Source organism: Caenimonas sedimenti (genome assembly GCF_007833165.1).
GTDB classification, from domain to species: domain Bacteria; phylum Pseudomonadota; class Gammaproteobacteria; order Burkholderiales; family Burkholderiaceae_C; genus Ramlibacter; species Ramlibacter sedimenti.
On record NZ_VOBQ01000004.1, the window covers coordinates 533,658 to 551,975 of the forward strand.

The 18,318-nt window shown below is 66.0% G+C and carries 15 protein-coding genes; 11 read left to right on the top strand and 4 right to left on the bottom strand.

All coding sequences use genetic code 11. From position 1 onward, the window contains the following. Positions 1 to 69 precede the first annotated feature (69 nt). From FN976_RS07200 to cysN, 5 genes are all read left to right on the top strand, one after another. Complete coding sequence (locus FN976_RS07200) at positions 70 to 2,334, top strand: RelA/SpoT family protein (protein WP_145892299.1); 2,265 nt, start codon at positions 70 to 72, stop codon at positions 2,332 to 2,334. Positions 2,335 to 2,634: 300 nt separating this feature from the next. Continuing rightward, positions 2,635 to 4,563 carry a hypothetical protein gene (locus FN976_RS28795; RefSeq protein ID WP_186510775.1) on the top strand — a complete coding sequence of 643 codons (1,929 nt, stop codon included), beginning with the start codon at positions 2,635 to 2,637 and terminating at the stop codon, positions 4,561 to 4,563. Then, positions 4,560 to 5,372 (top strand): sulfotransferase family 2 domain-containing protein, encoded by an 813-nt coding sequence (locus tag FN976_RS07205; RefSeq protein ID WP_186510776.1) that lies wholly within the window; start codon positions 4,560 to 4,562, stop codon positions 5,370 to 5,372. Before FN976_RS28795 ends, FN976_RS07205 begins: the two co-directional genes overlap by 4 nt. A gap of 589 nt (positions 5,373 to 5,961) precedes the next feature. After that, complete coding sequence (gene cysD / locus FN976_RS07210; RefSeq protein ID WP_432417854.1) at positions 5,962 to 6,882, top strand: sulfate adenylyltransferase subunit CysD; 921 nt, start codon at positions 5,962 to 5,964, stop codon at positions 6,880 to 6,882. Next, positions 6,882 to 8,708, top strand: a complete 1,827-nt coding sequence (gene cysN, locus FN976_RS07215; RefSeq protein WP_145892302.1) for a sulfate adenylyltransferase subunit CysN — start codon at positions 6,882 to 6,884, stop codon at positions 8,706 to 8,708. The genes cysD and cysN overlap by 1 nt, the downstream gene beginning before the upstream one ends. A 51-nt stretch (positions 8,709 to 8,759) precedes the next feature. Here the strand turns inward: cysN and greB are convergent, their stop codons facing one another. The 4 genes from greB to FN976_RS07235 all read right to left on the bottom strand — a co-directional run bounded on the left by greB (position 8,760) and on the right by FN976_RS07235 (position 11,783). After that, positions 8,760 to 9,326 (bottom strand): transcription elongation factor GreB, encoded by a 567-nt coding sequence (greB, locus tag FN976_RS07220; protein ID WP_145892303.1) that lies wholly within the window; start codon positions 9,324 to 9,326, stop codon positions 8,760 to 8,762. A 98-nt stretch (positions 9,327 to 9,424) separates the two neighbouring features. Then, positions 9,425 to 10,273, bottom strand: a complete 849-nt coding sequence (locus FN976_RS07225) for a fumarylacetoacetate hydrolase family protein (protein ID WP_145892304.1) — start codon at positions 10,271 to 10,273, stop codon at positions 9,425 to 9,427. A 20-nt stretch (positions 10,274 to 10,293) separates the two neighbouring features. Next, complete coding sequence (locus tag FN976_RS07230) at positions 10,294 to 11,040, bottom strand: SDR family NAD(P)-dependent oxidoreductase (RefSeq protein WP_145892305.1); 747 nt, start codon at positions 11,038 to 11,040, stop codon at positions 10,294 to 10,296. Further along, entirely contained in the window at positions 11,037 to 11,783 is a 747-nt protein-coding gene (locus tag FN976_RS07235; RefSeq protein ID WP_145892306.1) for an SDR family oxidoreductase, read from the bottom strand. Before FN976_RS07235 ends, FN976_RS07230 begins: the two co-directional genes overlap by 4 nt. Positions 11,784 to 11,909: 126 nt before the next feature. On the opposite strand from FN976_RS07235, the gene FN976_RS07240 reads away from it, so the two are divergent. Genes FN976_RS07240 through FN976_RS07265 form a run of 6 tightly spaced genes read left to right on the top strand, consistent with a single transcriptional unit; the run spans position 11,910 to position 18,315 of the window. Beyond that, on the top strand, positions 11,910 to 12,671 hold the full coding sequence (locus tag FN976_RS07240) for a FadR/GntR family transcriptional regulator (protein ID WP_145892307.1): 762 nt from the start codon (positions 11,910 to 11,912) through the stop codon (positions 12,669 to 12,671). Beyond that, positions 12,668 to 13,654: a sialic acid TRAP transporter substrate-binding protein SiaP gene (locus tag FN976_RS07245; protein ID WP_145892308.1), complete on the top strand. Its 987-nt coding sequence runs from the start codon at positions 12,668 to 12,670 to the stop codon at positions 13,652 to 13,654. The genes FN976_RS07240 and FN976_RS07245 overlap by 4 nt, the downstream gene beginning before the upstream one ends. Positions 13,655 to 13,664: 10 nt before the next feature. Then, positions 13,665 to 14,237, top strand: a complete 573-nt coding sequence (locus FN976_RS07250; RefSeq protein WP_145892309.1) for a TRAP transporter small permease — start codon at positions 13,665 to 13,667, stop codon at positions 14,235 to 14,237. Between the two features lie 33 nt (positions 14,238 to 14,270). Continuing rightward, positions 14,271 to 15,665 (top strand): TRAP transporter large permease, encoded by a 1,395-nt coding sequence (locus tag FN976_RS07255; RefSeq protein ID WP_145892310.1) that lies wholly within the window; start codon positions 14,271 to 14,273, stop codon positions 15,663 to 15,665. 43 nt (positions 15,666 to 15,708) lie between these two features. Then, the gene (locus tag FN976_RS07260) at positions 15,709 to 17,235 is read left to right on the top strand and encodes a UxaA family hydrolase (RefSeq protein WP_145892311.1); all 1,527 of its coding nucleotides are present in this window, start codon (positions 15,709 to 15,711) and stop codon (positions 17,233 to 17,235) included. 15 nt (positions 17,236 to 17,250) lie between these two features. After that, positions 17,251 to 18,315 carry a malate/lactate/ureidoglycolate dehydrogenase gene (locus FN976_RS07265; protein WP_145892312.1) on the top strand — a complete coding sequence of 355 codons (1,065 nt, stop codon included), beginning with the start codon at positions 17,251 to 17,253 and terminating at the stop codon, positions 18,313 to 18,315. Positions 18,316 to 18,318 lie beyond the last annotated feature (3 nt).

The following is an 18,318-nucleotide window of genomic DNA, read 5'->3' on the forward strand; positions in this document are numbered from 1 at the left end:
GCACCGCCCGCGCGGTGCTTTTTTGTTTCCGTGCCTTGCATTCCGGAGGCGCGCGCTACATTAGGGGAAATGAGCGCGGTGCTCCACCCGGGCAAGGGCCAGCGGCCCAGCAGCCCCATCCTCCCCAGCCCGGCGGCCGCCAACGCGGCGGCGGCGAGCTTTGCCGCGCTCACGGCCCGGTTGGACTACCTCGACGCAGCTGAAATCGACCTCGTCCGCAAGGCGTACCGCTTCGCGGACGAAGCGCACCTGGGCCAGATCCGCGCCAGCGGCGAGCCCTACATCACCCACCCCATCGCCGTGGCCGCGCAATGCGCGGAGTGGAAGCTCGACGCCCAGGCGCTGATGGCCGCGCTGCTGCACGACGCCATCGAAGACTGCGGCGTCACCAAGCCCGAGCTGATCGAGCGCTTCGGCGCCCCGGTGGCCGAGCTCGTGGACGGGCTGACCAAGCTCGACAAGCTGCACTTCAACACGCGCGAAGAGAACCAGGCCGAGTCGTTCCGCAAGATGCTGCTGGCGATGGCGCGCGACGTGCGCGTGATCCTGATCAAGCTGGCTGACCGCACGCACAACATGCGGACGCTGGAAGACGTGCCCCGCGAGAAATGGGCCCGCATCTCGGCCGAGACGCTGGAAATCTACGCGCCGATCGCCCACCGCCTGGGCCTGAACCAGACCTACCGCGAACTGCAGGAGCTGTCGTTCCGCTACATGCGTCCCTGGCGCTACTCGGTCCTGAGCAAGGGCGTGGCGCGGGCGCGCAGCCGGCGCCGGGACCTGATCCAGAAGGTGCAGAAGGACGTCGACGCGGCTTTCGAGACGGCGGGCATGGCAGTGCGCATCTTCGGGCGCGAGAAGACGCTGTTCTCCATCTACAAGAAGATGGACGAGAAGCACCTGAGCTTCGCCCAGGTGACCGACATCTACGGCCTGCGCGTGATCGTGCCGACCGTGACCGACTGCTACACCGCGCTGGGCCTGCTGCACCAGATGTACAAGCCGGTGCCGGGCAAGTTCAAGGACCACATCGCCATCCCGAAGATCAACGGCTACCAGTCGCTGCACACCACGCTGGTGGGGCCGTCGGGGGTGAACGTCGAATTCCAGCTGCGCACCGAGGCCATGCACCTGGTCGCGGAATCCGGCGTGGCCGCGCACTGGTTGTACAAGGCCAGCGTGCCGCAGGACGAATCGACCGAGCGCCTGGGCACCAAGTGGCTGCAGTCGCTGCTGGACATCCAGAACGAGACGCGCGACGCCGCCGAGTTCTGGGATCACGTCAAGATCGACCTGTTTCCCGACGCGGTCTACGTCTTCACGCCCAAGAGCCAGATCCTCGCGCTGCCGCGCGGCGCCACGGTGGTGGACTTCGCCTATGCGATCCACAGCGACGTCGGCGACCACACGGTGGCAGCACGCATCAATGGCGCCCAGGTGCCGCTGCGCACCGAGCTGAAAAACGGCGACGTGGTCGAAGTCGTCACCGCACCGGTGTCCACGCCGAACCCCGCCTGGCTGGGGTTCGTGCGCACGGGCCGGGCCCGCTCGAAGATCCGGCATCACCTGAAGACGCTGGCGCAGGCCGAGTCGCAACAGCTCGGCGAGAAGCTGCTGGCCCAGGCCCTGCGGGCCGAAGGCCTGGAGAAGCTGCCACCGGACAACGACGAATACCATGGCGTGTGGGACCGCCTGCTGCGCTTCACCGGCAACCGCAGCCGCACCGAACTGCTCACCGACCTGGGTTTGGGCAAGCGCATCGCCAGCATCGTGGCCAAGCGGCTGATGACGCTGCTGGCCGAGCGCGGCGAGAGGCCGAATGCCTTGCTGATCAGCCGGGAGCGCTTCACCGCGCACGAGAACGTGTCGCAAGGCGGCATCACGCTGGACGGCAGCGAGAACGCCTCGGTGCAGTTCGCCACGTGCTGCCGCCCCGTCCCCGGCGATGTCATCACCGGCTACCTGGGCCGCGGCGAAGGCCTGGTGGTGCACACGGAAGATTGCCCGGTGGGCCGCCGCCTGCAGCACAAGGACGCGGAACGTTTCATCGGCGTCGAGTGGTCCGACGAACCGGTGCGGCCATTCGAGACCGGCGTGCTGGTCACGGTCACCAACGGCAAGGGCGCGCTGGCCCGCGTGGCCGCGGCGCTGGCCAGTGCCGAAGCGGACATCACGCACGTGGACATGGACGACGAACGCGCGCAGGACGCCACCGACCTGCGGTTCGTGATCGCGGTGCGCGACCGCCCGCACCTCGAATCCGTGCTGCGGAACCTGAAGCGCACGTCTTCCGTGATGAACGCGCAGCGGATCAAGCCCGGCATCGCGCAGTAGGTTGACGCGGGCGCAAGGGCGGACACACCGCCGCCGTCCTGGTGGTCGCTTCCCCGGTCGGACCGCTTTGCCCGTTGGGGCAGAATCATCCGACTCATGACATTGCGCCCAGCAGCAAGCTCTCAAAGCTCCAGAGCATTCGCGACCGAACACTTTCGGTTTCAAGGCGGGGCGGGATTTCGTTTCGTCTCGCCACAAGGCAGCTCCGTCATCGATGATCTTGAACTCGCCTATTCCACGTGCAGGCTGTTCAATCTCCGCTCGCCGCTGCGGGCCGGACGGCAGGTCCACCTGGACCGGGTGGACGGCCTCGCGCCCGAGGACGAAATCGTCCTGGCGTTTCATCCTTACGGTGGCGCCTCCACGCCGACGTTCCAGTTGGCCTGCCGGGTCGTCGACGTCGGGTTGACGTCGATCTCGATCGACCGCGACATCCCCCCGCACCTGGTGCGGTACTCCAGTGGATGCGTGGTGTTCCAGCGTTCGGCCGTGCTGCCGGCAACATCCGTCGGCGACGCCTGGCTGCAACCGACGGCTCAGGGGGCCATCGCGGGCTACCGCGTTTGCACGGCGCATTTCCGGATCGACATCGAAGTGCGCATGCAGCAGGCAAGCCCGCACGTGGACGTGCGGACCAGGACCACCTTCCTGCAACCTTGCCGCTTGTTCAACCTGTCGCTGCTGGTGCGCAGTCCGCTGGCGATCGCAGAGGTCTATCTCAAGAACCGGACTTTGCGCGATGTCCGCCGGGAACAGCCTGCGCACGACATCTGGTTGTGGAAGGAAGGCGTGCGGGCTGGTGACTCGTCGAACGGCTGGATGATCCTTGGCAACCCTTCGCTGGCCTCCGTGGAGTTGCTCACGCGCGGCCGCGGAGCGATCTTGAAGACCGCTCCATGCGAGACCCGTCCCACGCTCGCGCTCAACTTGCTGCATTGCAGTGCCCAGCACTTCCGCCGCCACGTGGAAAACTTGACGGCCGACTATTCGCATTCGGCGTTCGAGGACATGTCGCTGCCGGCATTCGAGCGAGGCGCCGAGGTCACGCATGATTTTCGCGTGCACCTGGGCGGGCGCCTTGGGCCTGCGCCGCGGCTTGCGTTGGTGCCTCATGGATTCCGCGCAGCCCATGTCTGGACGGAGCATGCGGACAAGACCACCCTCGCATCGCATCGCGCCGCGTATTTCGGGCACGAGGACATCGAGAAGGTGGAAGGTGCGGTGGGGGGGTTTGCGAAGTTCGGCCATGTCGTGACCAAGAGCGTGTTCCACGACAATCCTCGCGCGTACCTCAACCGCGTCAAACGCAGCGATGCGCAGACATCCGCCGGCGAGATGCTGGCCTATGGCCGCAGCCCCGAATTCGCGGCCTTGCTGGATCAATTGGACGCGCAAGGCCATGAGATCTGCCTGCATGCCATCGCACCGGACGACGCCGCTCCACCGGAACGCGACGGCCAGGCGCTCGCGATGTTCCACTCCCGCTTCGGCAGCCGCACGTGGATCGATCACGGCATCCAGGATGTCCGGATGTCCATCGGATGGCAGGGGCTGTTGCCCTGGTCGCACTTTGCCGTGCAGGAAACTCTCGCCAAAGCGGGCGTGCGCTACTTCTGGACGTGGTCGTCCACCGATTTCATGGCGCGTGACAAGCGGATCATCAACCTCCTGCACACGACCAAGGGCGAGCACCTGCCGACGCCGCTCTGGTGGCGCCATCCGTTTCTGCCTGCCGGCCTGGTGTGGGCCTCGCACGAGGCGCATCTGGAGGCTTTCACGGACGCCGCGCTGGATGCACTGATCCAGGAGCGGGGCATCTCGGTGCACCAGCACTACTACCCCTTCCTGGTGGATGACCAGCACCAGTTCGGCTTCATCGAACAGGACGGCGATGGAAAGTATGTGGCGACCGCCCGCTTCAACTCCGTGCTGCGGTCCGTGGCGGAACGGCGAGCCTCGGGCGAACTGTTGCAGACGACATTGGGAGAATTGGCGAGCTATTGGAGCGACTGCGAGCAGGTGAGCATCGAAATGCAGCCCCGCGGCTTCACCTTGCACAGTGGATGTGCGAACACGATCGAAGGCTGCGCCGTCATCCTCCGCGCGCGTGCGGTGACTTCGGCGGGAGCCAGGGTTCGCTCACGCGCCCTCGACGATGGCGATCTCCTGGTCTGGATGGACCTGCCGCCGAATGGACGGATTCAATGCGATGTGGAGGAGCACCCATGAGTGAAGCAATTGCCGCCGGCCTGAACGCCGCGGCTCCGGGCGCGGCCCAGTCCGTGGGCGACGTCGACTGGCTCCTCGACCAGGAGCGGGGCTTTGTCATGTTCTTCCGTCCACGCTGCGGCAGCACGACGCTCACTCGCTGGTTCTTCGAGAACCTGGGCGTGAAGTTCGGCGGCTTTTCGATTGCCGCCTACCGCAACGAGTGGCTGGAGCCGAGGCTGGAGCAACTACGGGCCGACTTGCACAGCCGGTACGCGGAACTGCACAAGTTCGTGGTCGTGCGCGATCCGTTTGAACGCGCGGTCAGCAGCTATCTGCACGTGGTGAACAACCCCAAGGACACCCAGTGGGAGGTGGTCAAGCCCGACGTGCCCCAGGGACTCGAAAAACAGGAATTCACATTCCGGCAGTGGGTGGACTATCTCGAGCGGATCGACCTCGATGCCACGCACATCATCTGGCGCCGCCAGTCGGCGCTTTCATGCTGGGACAGGGGCGTCAACGACGTCGTGCGCCTTGAATCCATGAACGATTACCTGCTCGAGATGAACAGCCGGTTCGGGGTCGCGACGAAGCCGACCTTCAATTCGGTGACCGTCCCCGTCAAGGAGAAGCGCCACCCCCGGACCTGGTGGTGGCGCCCGAAGTTCTATGGGGACACCCCATTTCGTGAACTGCTCCAGTTCAAAGGCAAGGCCGCGTTCCAGGATTTCCCGGACTATTCGCATTTCTATGACCGCGGCTTGCGAAGCCGGATCTCCAGGGTCTATGGCGCCGACGTGGAAATCTTCGCCAACGCCAATCGCTGAGTCTTGATTTGCAGGTTCGAATGAATTCTCATGAATTTCTGATAGGATTTCCCATCCTATCGCACGAATTCCAACTAAATTGCAAACTGCGACAAAAGATGGATTGGAGGACTCGCGCGTTTGGGACGTCCAGGCAGTGTTCGAGCATCTTCAACGGCTGGGACAAGCGAACACCAAGCGGACCGCTGAACGCCGCCTGCATGAGCTCGGCCTGGCCGTTCCACCCTTGCGAGCGGAAGACCTTTCCGACGAGCTTGGCCGGCCACTGAACCAGCTCGTCCTGCGCTGGGCGCTGGAACGCGCAAGGGCCAGGCGCACGCTGGTTCTGTTTGCGCAGCTGGGTACGTTGCCTGGCGGTGCATCGTGCCTGCACGCGAATGACGCGCGGGGTGGCCGGATGTGGCTGCCCTTGGCGAGAGACCCGGACGCCGCCAGCATCCGCGATGCCCTGGTGTCTTTCCGCCAGCACGCCGGCAAGGACATCACGGTCTTTGGCACCGGCCCCCTGGCTCGCTGGTTGCGGGCGCAGGACACCATCGAAGGGGTCGGCCTGGTGCCGCAGGTGTATCCGCCTGTGCTGGACCTCCAGGTGCCTGCGCGCGCGGACTGCGCGCTTCCGGCGCATTTGCGGCGGCTGGAATCCGAAAGCATCCACATCCTGCGCGAAGCCGTGGCCGAAGCCAGCAATCCGGTCATGCTGTATTCGATCGGCAAGGACAGCGGCGTCATGCTGCACCTGGCGCGCAAGGCGTTTCATCCCTCGCCACTGCCGTTTCCCCTGCTCCACGTCGACACGCGCTGGAAGTTCCAGGAGATGTATCTGTTCCGGCAGCATGTCGCCTCACAGCCCGGCGTGGACTTGCGGGTCCACATCAATCCGGCCGCCATCGAAAGAGACATCAACCCTTTCGATCACGGCTCCGCGATGCACACGGACATCACCAAGACCGAAGGCCTCAAGCAGGCGCTCGACCAGCAGGGGTACGACGTCATCTTCGGCGGCGCGCGCCGGGACGAAGAAAAGTCGCGCGCCAAGGAACGCATCTTCTCGTTTCGCACGGCGACGCACCGGTGGGACCCCAAGCGCCAGCGTCCGGAGCTCTGGCATCTTTACAACGCGCGGACGGGGCCGGGCGAAAGCACGCGTGTGTTTCCCTTGTCGAACTGGACGGAAATCGACATCTGGGAGTACATCCATCACCAGGGGCTGCCGGTGGTGCCCTTGTATCTGGCGAAGCCGCGCGCGGTGGTGATGCGCGACGACATGATCCTGATGGTGGACGACGACCGGTGCCGCCTGCTCCCCGGCGAAGAGATCCAGATCCGGAAGGTGCGCTTCCGGACGCTGGGCTGCTATCCGTTGAGCGGAGCCATCGAATCGGAGGCGGCGACGGTGGGTGACATCCTGGCGGAACTGCAGCAAGCCCGGCAGTCGGAACGGCAGGGCCGCAGGATCGACACGGACAGTGCCGGCAGTATGGAAAAGAAGAAGCAGGAGGGCTACTTCTGATGGGAACAGCCGGACTGCTGCGATTCATCACCTGCGGAAGCGTCGACGATGGCAAGAGCACGCTGATCGGGCGCCTGCTGTGGGAAACCCGCCACGTGCTGGATGACCAGTTGGTGGCGCTGCAGGCCGACTCGCGCCGCCACGGCACGCAGGGCGATGCGGTGGATCTCGCCTTGCTCGTCGACGGCCTGGCGGCGGAACGCGAGCAGGGGATCACGATCGACGTGGCCTACCGGTACTTCGGGACGGCCCGGCGGCGGTTCATCGTCGCCGACACGCCCGGGCACGAGCAGTACACGCGCAACATGGTGACAGGCGCGTCGACGGCCGACGCCGCCATTCTGCTGGTGGACGCGCGCCAGGGCCTGACCACGCAGACCCGCCGCCATGCCTACCTGGCTTCGCTGATGGGCGTCCGGCAGGTTGCGTTGGCCGTGAACAAGATGGACCTGGTGGGATTCGACCGGACCGTTTTCGAGCGGCTCCGCGACGATTTCGCCGCCTATGCGCAAGCACTGCAATGCGAACAGGCGGTCGCCATCCCGATTTGCGCGCTGCGCGGCGACAACATTGCCGCGCGTTCTCCGCAAACGGCCTGGTACACGGGGCCTACTTTGCTGGCCTATCTGGAAACCGTCACGCCAGAACCTGCCCAGAGAGACAGGTTCGTGTTTCCCGTGCAGTGGGTGAACCGTCCGCATGCCGACTTCCGGGGCCTCGCGGGCACCGTCGCGCATGGCGGCGTGCGCGTTGGCGACCGGATTCGCGTGACAGCTTCGGGCCAGACCGCTGCCGTCGCCCGGATCGTCACGATGGACGCGGAGCTCGACGCGGCGGCGGCTGGCGACGCCGTGACGCTGGTGCTCGATGAGGACATCGACGCATCGCGCGGCGACGTGCTGTCCGCCGCGGGGGCGCCGGTCGAGGCCAGCGATCAGTTCGAGGCGACGATCGTCTGGATGAGCGATGAACCAGGACTGGCCGGCCGCAGCTACCGGATCAAGCTCGCGACCCAGTGGGGCATGGCGTCGATCACCGCGATCAAGCACCGGGTGGACGTCAACACCCTGGCGCACGAAGCAGGGCGGCAGCTCCAGCTCAACGAAGTCGGTGTCTGCAACATCGCCGTGGACCGGCCGCTCGCGTTCGATGCGTATGAGGCCTCACGCGTGCTTGGCGGGTTCATCCTGGTGGACCGGTACAGCAACGCCACGGTCGCCGCCGGAATGATCCGGCACAGTTTGCGCCGGGCCCAGAACGTCCACCGCCAGGTGCTGTCGATCGGCCGCGCGGGCCGGGAGGCGCTCAGTGGCCATCGAAGCAGGATCATCTGGCTGACCGGGCTCTCGGGCTCGGGCAAGTCCACCCTGGCCAACGCGCTCGAAGTGGCGCTGCATGCGCAGGGAAAGCGGACCTACATCCTCGACGGCGACAACATCCGCCAGGGCCTCAGCAAAGACCTGGGTTTCACCGATGCGGACCGGGTGGAGAACATCAGGCGGGTCGCGGAGGTGGCGAAGCTGATGCTCGACGCCGGCCTGATCGTCATCACCGCGTTCATTTCGCCCTTCCGGCAGGAGCGTGAAATGGCCAGGGAACTGATCGGCCCGGATGACTTCCTCGAAGTTCACGTGGATACGCCTCTGGCGGTGTGCGAACAACGGGACCCCAAGGGCCTGTACCGCAAGGCCCGCGCGGGACAACTACCCAACATGACAGGGCTCACCAGTCCCTACGAACCGCCGGAAAACCCCGCGCTGGTGTGCGACGGGACCGCGCCCCTGGAGGGCGTCGTCGAATCGCTCCTGGCCGCCGTCCTCCGTTGAGCGCGCAGACGCATTCTTCGATGATGAAGGCGCAGCGCCTCCAGCCGGCAATCAGGAACCAGGCGCCGGGTAGGTCACTTCGAGGATCTCCACCTCCTGCGCGCCGGCTGGCGTGACGAGCCGCACCACGTCGCCTTCGCGCCCCTTCAGCAGCGCCCGCGCGATCGGCGAGATCCAGCTCACCTGGCCCTGCGCGCTGTCGGCCTCGTCGATGCCGAGGATGGTGACGGTGCGCTCCTGCCCCGAGGACTCCGCATAGGTGACCGTGGCGCCGAAGAACACCTGGTCGCGGCCGTGGTGCACCGCCGGGTCGGTCACTTCGGCGATCTCCAGCCGCTTGGTCAGAAAGCGGATGCGGCGGTCGATCTCGCGCAACCGCTTCTTGCCGTAGATGTAGTCGCCGTTCTCGGAACGGTCGCCGTTCTTGGCGGCCCAGTGCACCGCCTCGACCACCTTCGGGCGCTCGTCGTCCATCAGTTGCAGCAGTTCGGCGCGCAGCCGGGCGTAGCCGGCTGGGGTGATGTAATTCTTGCCGCCGGCAGGCAGCGGCGGCAATGCGGCGCCATCGTCCTGGTCGTCGCTGTCGTTGTCGGTCTCGCGGGTGAACGCCTTGCTCATGGTGCCAAGGATAGGGGAGGACGGCGGTTTACGGCTCGTCCCCTATCGCTGTGACCCGCGGGCGGCAAGAAGCAGGCGGTGTCAATCGCTGCTCATCGTCAAGCCTTGAACTTCACCACTTCCTGCCGCTGCTCACCGAGCCCCTCGATGCCCAGCGTCATCACGTCGCCCTTCTTCAGGTAGAGCGGCGGCTTCATGCCAAGCCCCACGCCCGGTGGCGTGCCGGTGGTGATGATGTCGCCCGGCAGTAGCGTCATGAAATGGCTGACGTAGCTCACCAGCTTGGCGACGTTGAAGATCATGGTCTTCGTGTTGCCGGTCTGCATGCGCTTGCCGTTCAGGTCGAGCCACATGTCGAGCTTCTGCACGTTGGTGATCTCGTCGCTGGTCACCAGCCACGGGCCCACCGGACCGAACGTGTCGCAGCCCTTGCCCTTGTCCCATTGCGGGCCGCGCTCCAGCTGGTATTCGCGTTCGCTCACGTCGTTGCAGACGGCGTAGCCGGCCACGTACGCCAGCGCATCCCGGGCGCCGACATAGCGCGCGCGCGTGCCGATGATCACCGCCAGTTCGACTTCCCAGTCGGTCTTGACCGAGCCCTTGGGCAGCATCACGTCGTCGTTCGGCCCCTGCAGGCAGCTCGTCGCCTTCATGAAGACGATCGGCTCCTTGGGGATGGGCGCGCCGGATTCGGCCGCGTGGTCCGCGTAGTTCAGGCCGATGGCGATGAACTTGCCGACGCCGTTGACCGGGCAGCCGAAGCGCGGCGTGCCACGCACCAGGGGCAGCTTGGCCGGGTTGGCCTTGCGGATGCGCGTGAGGCCGGGCTGGCCCAGTTGCGCGGGGCCGATGTCGGGGACGACGCTGCTCAGGTCGCGCAGCTTGCCGTCGAGGTCGATCAGGCCCGGCTTTTCCTTGCCGGGGTTGCCATAGCGGACGAGTTTCATCGTTGTTGCCTTTCTTGGTTCTAGTAGGTGGAACGTCCACCGGACAAGTCAAACACGGCGCCGGTGGAAAACGAGCAATCCTCCGTGCACAGCCAGCCGACCAGCGAGGCGACTTCCTCCGGCGTGCCGAAGCGGCCCATCGGGATCTTCGACAGCATGAACTGGATGTGCTGCTCGGTCATCTGGTCGAAGATCGCCGTCTTCACCGCGGCCGGGGTGACGCAGTTGACGCGCACGCCGGTAGCGGCCAGTTCCTTGCCCAGCGACTTGGTGAGCGCCATCACGGCGGCCTTGCTGGCGCTGTAGGCGCTGGCGTTCGGGTTGCCGTCCTTGCCGGCCACGGAGGCGATGTTGACGATGCGGCCGTAGTTGGCTTCGCGCATGGCCGGCACCACTTCGCGGCAGCAATAGAACACGCCGTTCAGGTTGACGTCCATCACCTGCTTCCAGGCGTCCACGGGATAGTCCCAGACGGTGGTGTTGGGGCCGGTGATGCCGGCGCTGTTGACCAGCGCGTCGATGCGCCTGGATGCTTGCAGGGTCGATTGCACGCCCTGCCGCACGGACGCGACGTCGCTCACATCGACCGCGGCGAAACCGGCTTTCGCGCCGAGTTCTTTGGCCGCGCGTGCCGCGGCAGCCTCGTCCCGGTCCCACAAGGTCACGCTGCCGCCGGAGGCGATCAGCCGTTGCGCGATGGCATAGCCCAGCCCGGTGGCGCCGCCGGTGATGACGGCATGCCGTCCCTGGAAATCGAGCTGGTTCATATCGTCATGCCGCCGTCGTTCGCATAGGCCTGGCCGGTGACGAACACCGATTCGTCGCTGGCGAGGAACACGACCAGGGGCGCCATCTCTTCCGGCTGCGCCAGGCGCCCCATCGGCTGGCGCGCGATGAAGGCCTTGCGCGCGGCGACCGGATCGGCGTTCGCGTTGATGCGGTCGTGCAGCGACGGCGTGTCCACGGTGCCGGGGCAGATCGCGTTGCAACGGATGCCGTTGGCAACGTAGTCGGCGGCCACGCTCTTGGTGAGGCCGATGACCGCCGCCTTGCTGGTGCCGTAGATGAAACGGTTGGGCAGGCCCTTGATGCTGCCGCAGACGCTGGCCATGTTGATGATGCTGCCGGCACCCTTGCCGTCCGCGTTCGCCAGCATGCGGGGCAGCGCGGCCTGGATGGCCCAGAACTGCGAGCGCACGTTGAGGTTCAGCGCGAAGTTCCATTCCTCGTCGGTGGCCTGCAGGATGGTGCCGCTGTGCACATAACCCGCGCAGTTGAACAGCACGTCGATGGCCGGCATGGCCGCGACCACGCGCTGGATCGCGTCGCGGTCCATCACGTCGAGCGCCACGCTGCGGATCCCGTCGATGCCGTCGAAGCCATCCAGCAGCTTGGCGTTGACATCGGTCGCCCACACCTGGGCGCCCTCCGCCGCCATGGCGAGCGCGCACGCCCGCCCCATGCCCTGACCTGCCGCGGTCACCAGGGCGGTCTTGCCTTTCAATCGCATGTGATTTTTCTCCTTCGGCGTCCGCTCCAGGGTTTTGCCGGATGCGCGGGGGGACCGTGGAGCCGATATTAATTGGCCTGACCACTTGGCCAATTAGCGGCAACCCTAGCCTCTTCTTTCGTTCTCATGCCCCTGCAAGCCGTCGAACCGCAACGCCTCTACCGCCAGATCGCGGAACAGGTGCGTTCGCTCATCTGCGGCGGCGAGTTCCCCGCAGGCAGCCGCCTGCCGGCGGAGCGCGACCTGGCCAAGCAGATGGGCGTGAGCCGGCCGTCGGTGCGCGAGGCGCTCATCGCCCTCGAAGTCGAAGGCTGGGTCGAGGTCCGCACCGGCTCCGGCGTCTATGTCCTTGAGCGCCCCTCACAGCTGAACGGGCACGCGGTGCAGGTGCCGCCCTCCGAGTGGGGCCCCCTGGAGCTGATCCGCGCGCGCCGCGTGATCGAGGGGGAGATCGCCTCGATGGCCGCCACCGACGCCAAGCGCAAGCAGGTCGATGCCATCGGAGCCGCCATCGCTTCCATGCACCGCGACGCCGACAACGGCGTCCAGCCGCGTGCCGGCGACCGGGCCTTTCACCTGGCGGTCGCGCAGGCGGGCGGCAACGTCGTGCTGCTGGAAACCGTGCAGACCTTCTGGGACGCGCGGCGAGGCCCGCTGTTCGAGAAGCTCGGCGACCACTTCGAAAGCGTGCCGTCGTGGCGCAAGGCCATCACCGAACACGAACATGTCTATGAGGCCATCCGGGCCCATGACGGCGCCGCCGCGCGCGCCGCCATGCAGGACCACCTGGACAAGGCCCATGCCCGATTCAGCGCGAGCTGGCGCCGCGCGAACAGTTCCGCTTCCCCCGCCCAGCAAGACCCCCCCGTTACCAGGAGACAAGCATGACCAAGCGTTTCACTCTCAAACTCGCCGCCGCCTGCGTGCTGGCGGCCACGGCCGCCGTGCCCTTCGGCATCGCCCATGCCCAGACCAAGCTGAAATGGGCCCACGTCTACGAGACGTCCGAGCCGTACCACAAGTGGTCGGTGTGGGCCGGCGAGGAATTCAAGAAGCGCACCAACGGCAAGTTCGAGATCCAGGTCTTCCCCGCTTCCAGCCTCGGCAAGGAAAGCGACATCAACCAGGGTCTGCAACTCGGCACGGTCGACATCATCCTCACCGGCGCCTCCTTCGCCTCCAATTCCTATCCGCGGCTGGCCGTCAGCTACTACCCGTTCACCTTCCGCGATGCCGACCACGTCATCGCCTACGGCAAGAGCGACGTGTTCCGTGAACTGACCGCCGGCTACAAGCAGGCCACGGGCAACACCGTGACCGCGCTCACCTACTACGGCGCGCGCCACGCGACCAGCAACAAGCTGTTCACCAACTGCGACCAGATGAAGGGCATCAAGATGCGGGTGCCCGATTCGCCGGCCTACACGGCGCTGCCGCGGGCCTGCGGCGCGAACCCCACGCCGATCGCCTTCGCCGAGGTCTACCTGGCGCTGCAGAACGGCACCGTGGACGCGCAGGAAAACCCGTTGCCAACCATCGAAGCCAAGAAATTCTTCGAAGTGCAGAAGAACATCATCCTGACGGGCCACATCTCGGACGCGCTGCTGACGGTGGTGTCGCCCAGCACGATGTCGAAGCTGTCGCCGGCCGAACAGACGCTTCTGACCAGCATCACGCAGGAAGCCGCCGTGAACGCGACCAACGAAATCCGCAAGCGCGAAGGCGAGCTGGTGGACGAGTTCAAGAAGAAGGGCATCAACGTGGTGACCGTCGACCGCAACGACTTCCAGCAGCGCGTGCTGAAGGCCATCACCTTCGAATCGATGAAGCTCGACAAGAAGGACTGGGACCGCATCGTGAATCTGAAGTAACCGGGCCACCATGAGCCACTCGATCGACGACATGCCCAAGGTGATGGGCGATGACGGGGAGTTCCACGCGCAGGACGAAGCGGTGGATCTCTCCGGCACCAAGCCGGAGGCCTGGGTCGCCCTGGGCTTTTTCTGGATCCTGGGGCTCACGGTCTTCTACCAGTTCTTCACGCGTTACGTGCTGAACAACTCCGCCGCCTGGACGGAGGAGATCGCCCGTTACCTGCTGATCGCGGTGGTGTTCACGGGCGCGACGATCGGCGTGGTCAAGAACAACCACATCCAGGTCGATTTCTTCTACAAGTTCATGCCCAAGGCGGTGGGACGCGTGATGTCCACGGCGGTGGACCTGCTGCGCATCGGCTTCTTCATTGCCGCCACGGTGCTCACCGTGATGATGATGCTGAAGCTGGGCAGCAACTCGCGCATGACCATGGTCGACCTGCCGATGAACTGGGTGTATGGCGTCTGCCTCCTCGGCTTCGCCGCCATGGCCTTCCGGTCGGTGCAGATTGCGCTGTTCCATCGCAAGCGCGGCTATTCCGTTCTGGAGCGGCCCGAGAGCTCGATGGACGACCGCTGATTCCAACGAAGACCAGAACGACAAGAAGCACGAATGCTGAAGATCATTTTCCTGGTACTGATGGCCGGCGGGATTCCCGTGGCCATCGCCATGGCCGGCTCTGCACTCATCTACATCTGGGCGACGGGCAACCTGCCCCCTTTCGTCGTGATCCACCGCATGGTGAGCGGCATCGACAGCTTCCCGCTGCTCGCCGTGCCGTTCTTCATCCTGGCCGGCAACCTGATGAACAACGCGGGCATCACCAACCGCATCTACAACTACGCACTCGCGTTGGTGGGCTGGTTGAAGGGCGGCCTGGGCCACGTGAACGTGGTCGGCTCGGTGGTGTTCGCCGGCATGAGCGGCACGGCGATCGCCGATGCCGCCGGCCTCGGCACGATCGAGATCAAGGCCATGACGGAGCATGGCTACAGCAAGGAATTCGCGGTGGGCGTGACGGCGGCCTCCGCCACGCTGGGGCCGATCATCCCGCCCAGCCTGCCGTTCGTGATCTACGGGATGATGGCCAACGTGAGCGTGGGGGCGCTGTTCCTGGCGGGCATCCTGCCGGGCATCCTGATGGCGATCCTCATGATGCTCACGGTGGCGTACTTCGCGCACAAGAACGGTTGGGGCGCCGACATCAAGTTCGAATGGCCGCGCGTGATCAAGGCCCTCGCCGAGACGCTGGTCGTCGCCGGTTGGCCGGTGCTGCTCTGGGTGTTGATCACCAAGCTGGGCTTCCCCGCGCAGATCACCGTGTTCGGGGGCCTGGTCGCCCTGTTCGCCGCTGACAAATTCTTCAAGTTCCAGGCGGTGCTGCCCATCATGACGCCGGTGCTGCTGATCGGCGGCATGACCACCGGCATCTTCACACCCACCGAAGGCGCGATCGCGGCGTGCCTGTGGGCGATGGTGCTGGGCTTCGCCTGGTATCGCACGCTCAACTGGAAAATGTTCGTCCGCGTCTGCCTCGACACCGTGGAAACCACGGCCACCGTGCTGTTCATCGTGGCCGCCGCCAGCATCTTCGGCTGGATGCTCACCGCGACGGGCGTCACGTCCGCCATCGCTTCGTGGGTGCTCGGTTTCACCAAGGAAGCCTGGGTCTTTCTGCTGCTCGCCAACCTGCTGATGCTGTTTGTGGGATGCTTCCTGGAGCCGACCGCCGCCATCACCATCCTGGTGCCGATCCTGGTGCCGATCTGCCAGCAACTGGGCATCGACCTCGTGCACTTCGGTCTCGTGATGGTGCTGAACCTGATGATCGGCCTGCTGCATCCGCCCATGGGCATGGTGCTGTTCGTGCTGGCGCGGGTGGCCAAGCTGTCGGTCGAACGGACCACGGTGGCCATCCTGCCCTGGCTGTTCCCGTTGCTGGGGTCGCTGCTGGTCATCACCTACTTCCCGAAGCTGGTGCTCTGGCTCCCGAAAATGTTTTACTAATACTTGCGGGACAGATCTTCAGCTCTGTCCCCAACTGATCAAGATGACGCCTTTCATCCGACTCCACCCCGCCGACGACGTCCTGATCGCGCGCTCCCAGCTCGTGGGCGGCACCCAGGCCGAGAACGTCACCATCAAGGGCCTGATCCCGCCTGGCCACAAGGTCGCCACGCGGGCCATCGCGGCGGGCGAGCCCGTGCGCCGCTACAACCAGATCATCGGCTTCGCCAGCAAGCCCATCGCACCCGGCGAGCACGTGCACACGCACAATCTCGACATGGGGCCGGACAAGGGCGATTTCGCGCGGGACTATGCGTTCGGTGCCGACGTGAAACCCGAACCGCCGAAGAAGGAAGCCACCTTCCTCGGCATCAAGCGCGAGGACGGCCGCGTCGCCACGCGCAACTACATCGGCATCCTCTCCAGCGTGAACTGCTCCGCGACCGCGGCCCGTGCGATCGCGGACCACTTCTCACGCCAGACCAACCCGGCGGCGCTGGCGGATTTCCCGATGATCGACGGGGTGGTCGCGCTGACCCACGGCACCGGCTGCGGCATGGCCACCGAAGGCATGGGCATGCAGATCCTCGAACGCACGCTGGCGGGCTATGCGACCCATGCGAACTTCTGGGGCGTGCTGGTCGTGGGCCTGGGCTGCGAGGCCAACCAGATCAACGCCTGGCTGGCGCACAGCAGCCTGCGCGAGGGCGACACGCTCAAGGTGTTCAACATCCAGGACACGGGCGGCACCCGCAAGACGGTCGAGAAGGGCATCGCACTCATCAAGGAAATGTTGCCCAAGGCGAACGCGGTGAAGCGCGAGCCTTGCAGCGCGGCGCACATCACCATCGGCCTGCAATGCGGCGGCTCCGACGGCTACTCGGGCATCAGCGCCAACCCGGCCCTTGGCGCGGCGGTCGACCTGCTGGTGGCCCACGGCGGCACGGCCATCCTGTCGGAGACGCCCGAAATCTACGGCGCCGAGCACCTGCTGACGCGGCGCGCCGTGAAGCGTGAAGTCGGCGAGAAGCTGGTCTCGAGGATCAAGTGGTGGGAGCATTACACCGAGATCAACGAAGGCGAGATGAACAACAACCCGTCCCCCGGCAACAAAGCGGGCGGCCTCACCACCATCCTGGAGAAGTCGCTGGGTGCGGTCGCCAAGGGCGGCACCACCAACCTGGAGGCGGTGTACGAATACGCCGAACCGGTGACGGCGCACGGCTTCGTCTACATGGACACGCCGGGCTACGACCCCGTGAGTGCCACGGGCCAGGTCGCCGGCGGCGCCAACATGATCTGCTTCACCACCGGCCGCGGCTCCGCCTACGGCTGCGCGCCCTCGCCTTCGCTCAAGCTCGCCACCAACTCCGCGCTGTGGAAGAAGCAGGAGGAGGACATGGACATCAACTGCGGCGAGATCATCGACGGCCAGGCCTCGGTGCAGGAGATGGGCGAAAGGATCTTCCGGCTGGTGCTGGCGACGGCGTCGGGCGAATTGAGCAAGAGCGAACAGCACGGCTATGGGCAGAACGAGTTCGTGCCCTGGCAAGTCGGCGCGGTGATGTGAGGTGAAGGCGAAGCCATGACCAAGACCTTTTCGGCGGCGCACCTGCGGCAGGCGGTCTCGCGCATCATCCAGGCGGCCGGCAGCAGCGCGGAGGAAAGCCGCACGGTGGCCGACAACCTGGTGCTGGCCAACCTCAGCGGGCACGACTCGCACGGCGTGGGCATGGTGCCACGCTATGTCGACGCGGTGCTGGAAAAAGGGCTCACGCCGAACGCAGCAGCCAGAGTCGTGCTCGATGCGGCCACGCTGCTGTCGCTGGACGGCCAGCGTGGCTACGGACAGATCGTCGGCGAGCAGGCGATGGTGCTCGCCATGGCGCGCGCGAAGGAACTGGGCAGCTGCGTGATGGCCTTGGCCAACGCGCACCACCTGGGCCGCATCGGCCACTTCGCCGAGATGGCCGTGGCCCAGGGCCTGGTGTCCATCCACTTCGTCAACGTGCTGTCGCGCCCGGTCGTGGCGCCCTGGGGCGGCGGCGACGGCCGCTATGGCACCAACCCGTTCTGCGCCGGCATCCCGCTGGCGGGGCGCGAACCCTTCGTGCTCGACTTCGCCACCAGCCGGGTGGCGCAGGGCAAGATGCGCGTCGCGCACAACGAAGGCCGCCGCGTCGATGCGGGGTACCTGATCGACGAGCGGGGCCAGCCGACGACGGACCCCGGCGTGGTGGTCGTGCCGCAGGCCAACGGCTTCTTCGGGGCGCTGATGCCCTTCGGCGAACACAAGGGCTTCGGCATGGCGGTCGCCTGCGAACTGTTGGGCGGCGCGCTCACTGGCAGCGGCACCTGGCACCGGCCGGCCGACACCGCGCGCGCGGTCGTCAACGGCATGCTGACGATCCTGGTCGATCCGGCGCGCCTCGGCACGCGGGCCAGCTTCGAGCAGGAGGCGCTGGCCTTCGTCGATTGGCTGAAGCAGAGCCCGGCCGGCGGCGAAGCGCCGGGCGTCCGCCTCGCGGGCGAGCCCGAACGCCAGGCCCGGCGCGAGCGCGAACAGGCCGGCATCGCCATCGATGACCAGACCTGGATCGAGATCGAAGCCTCGGCCGCGAAAGTAGGCGCCACCGTAGGCGCCGTCTAGCGC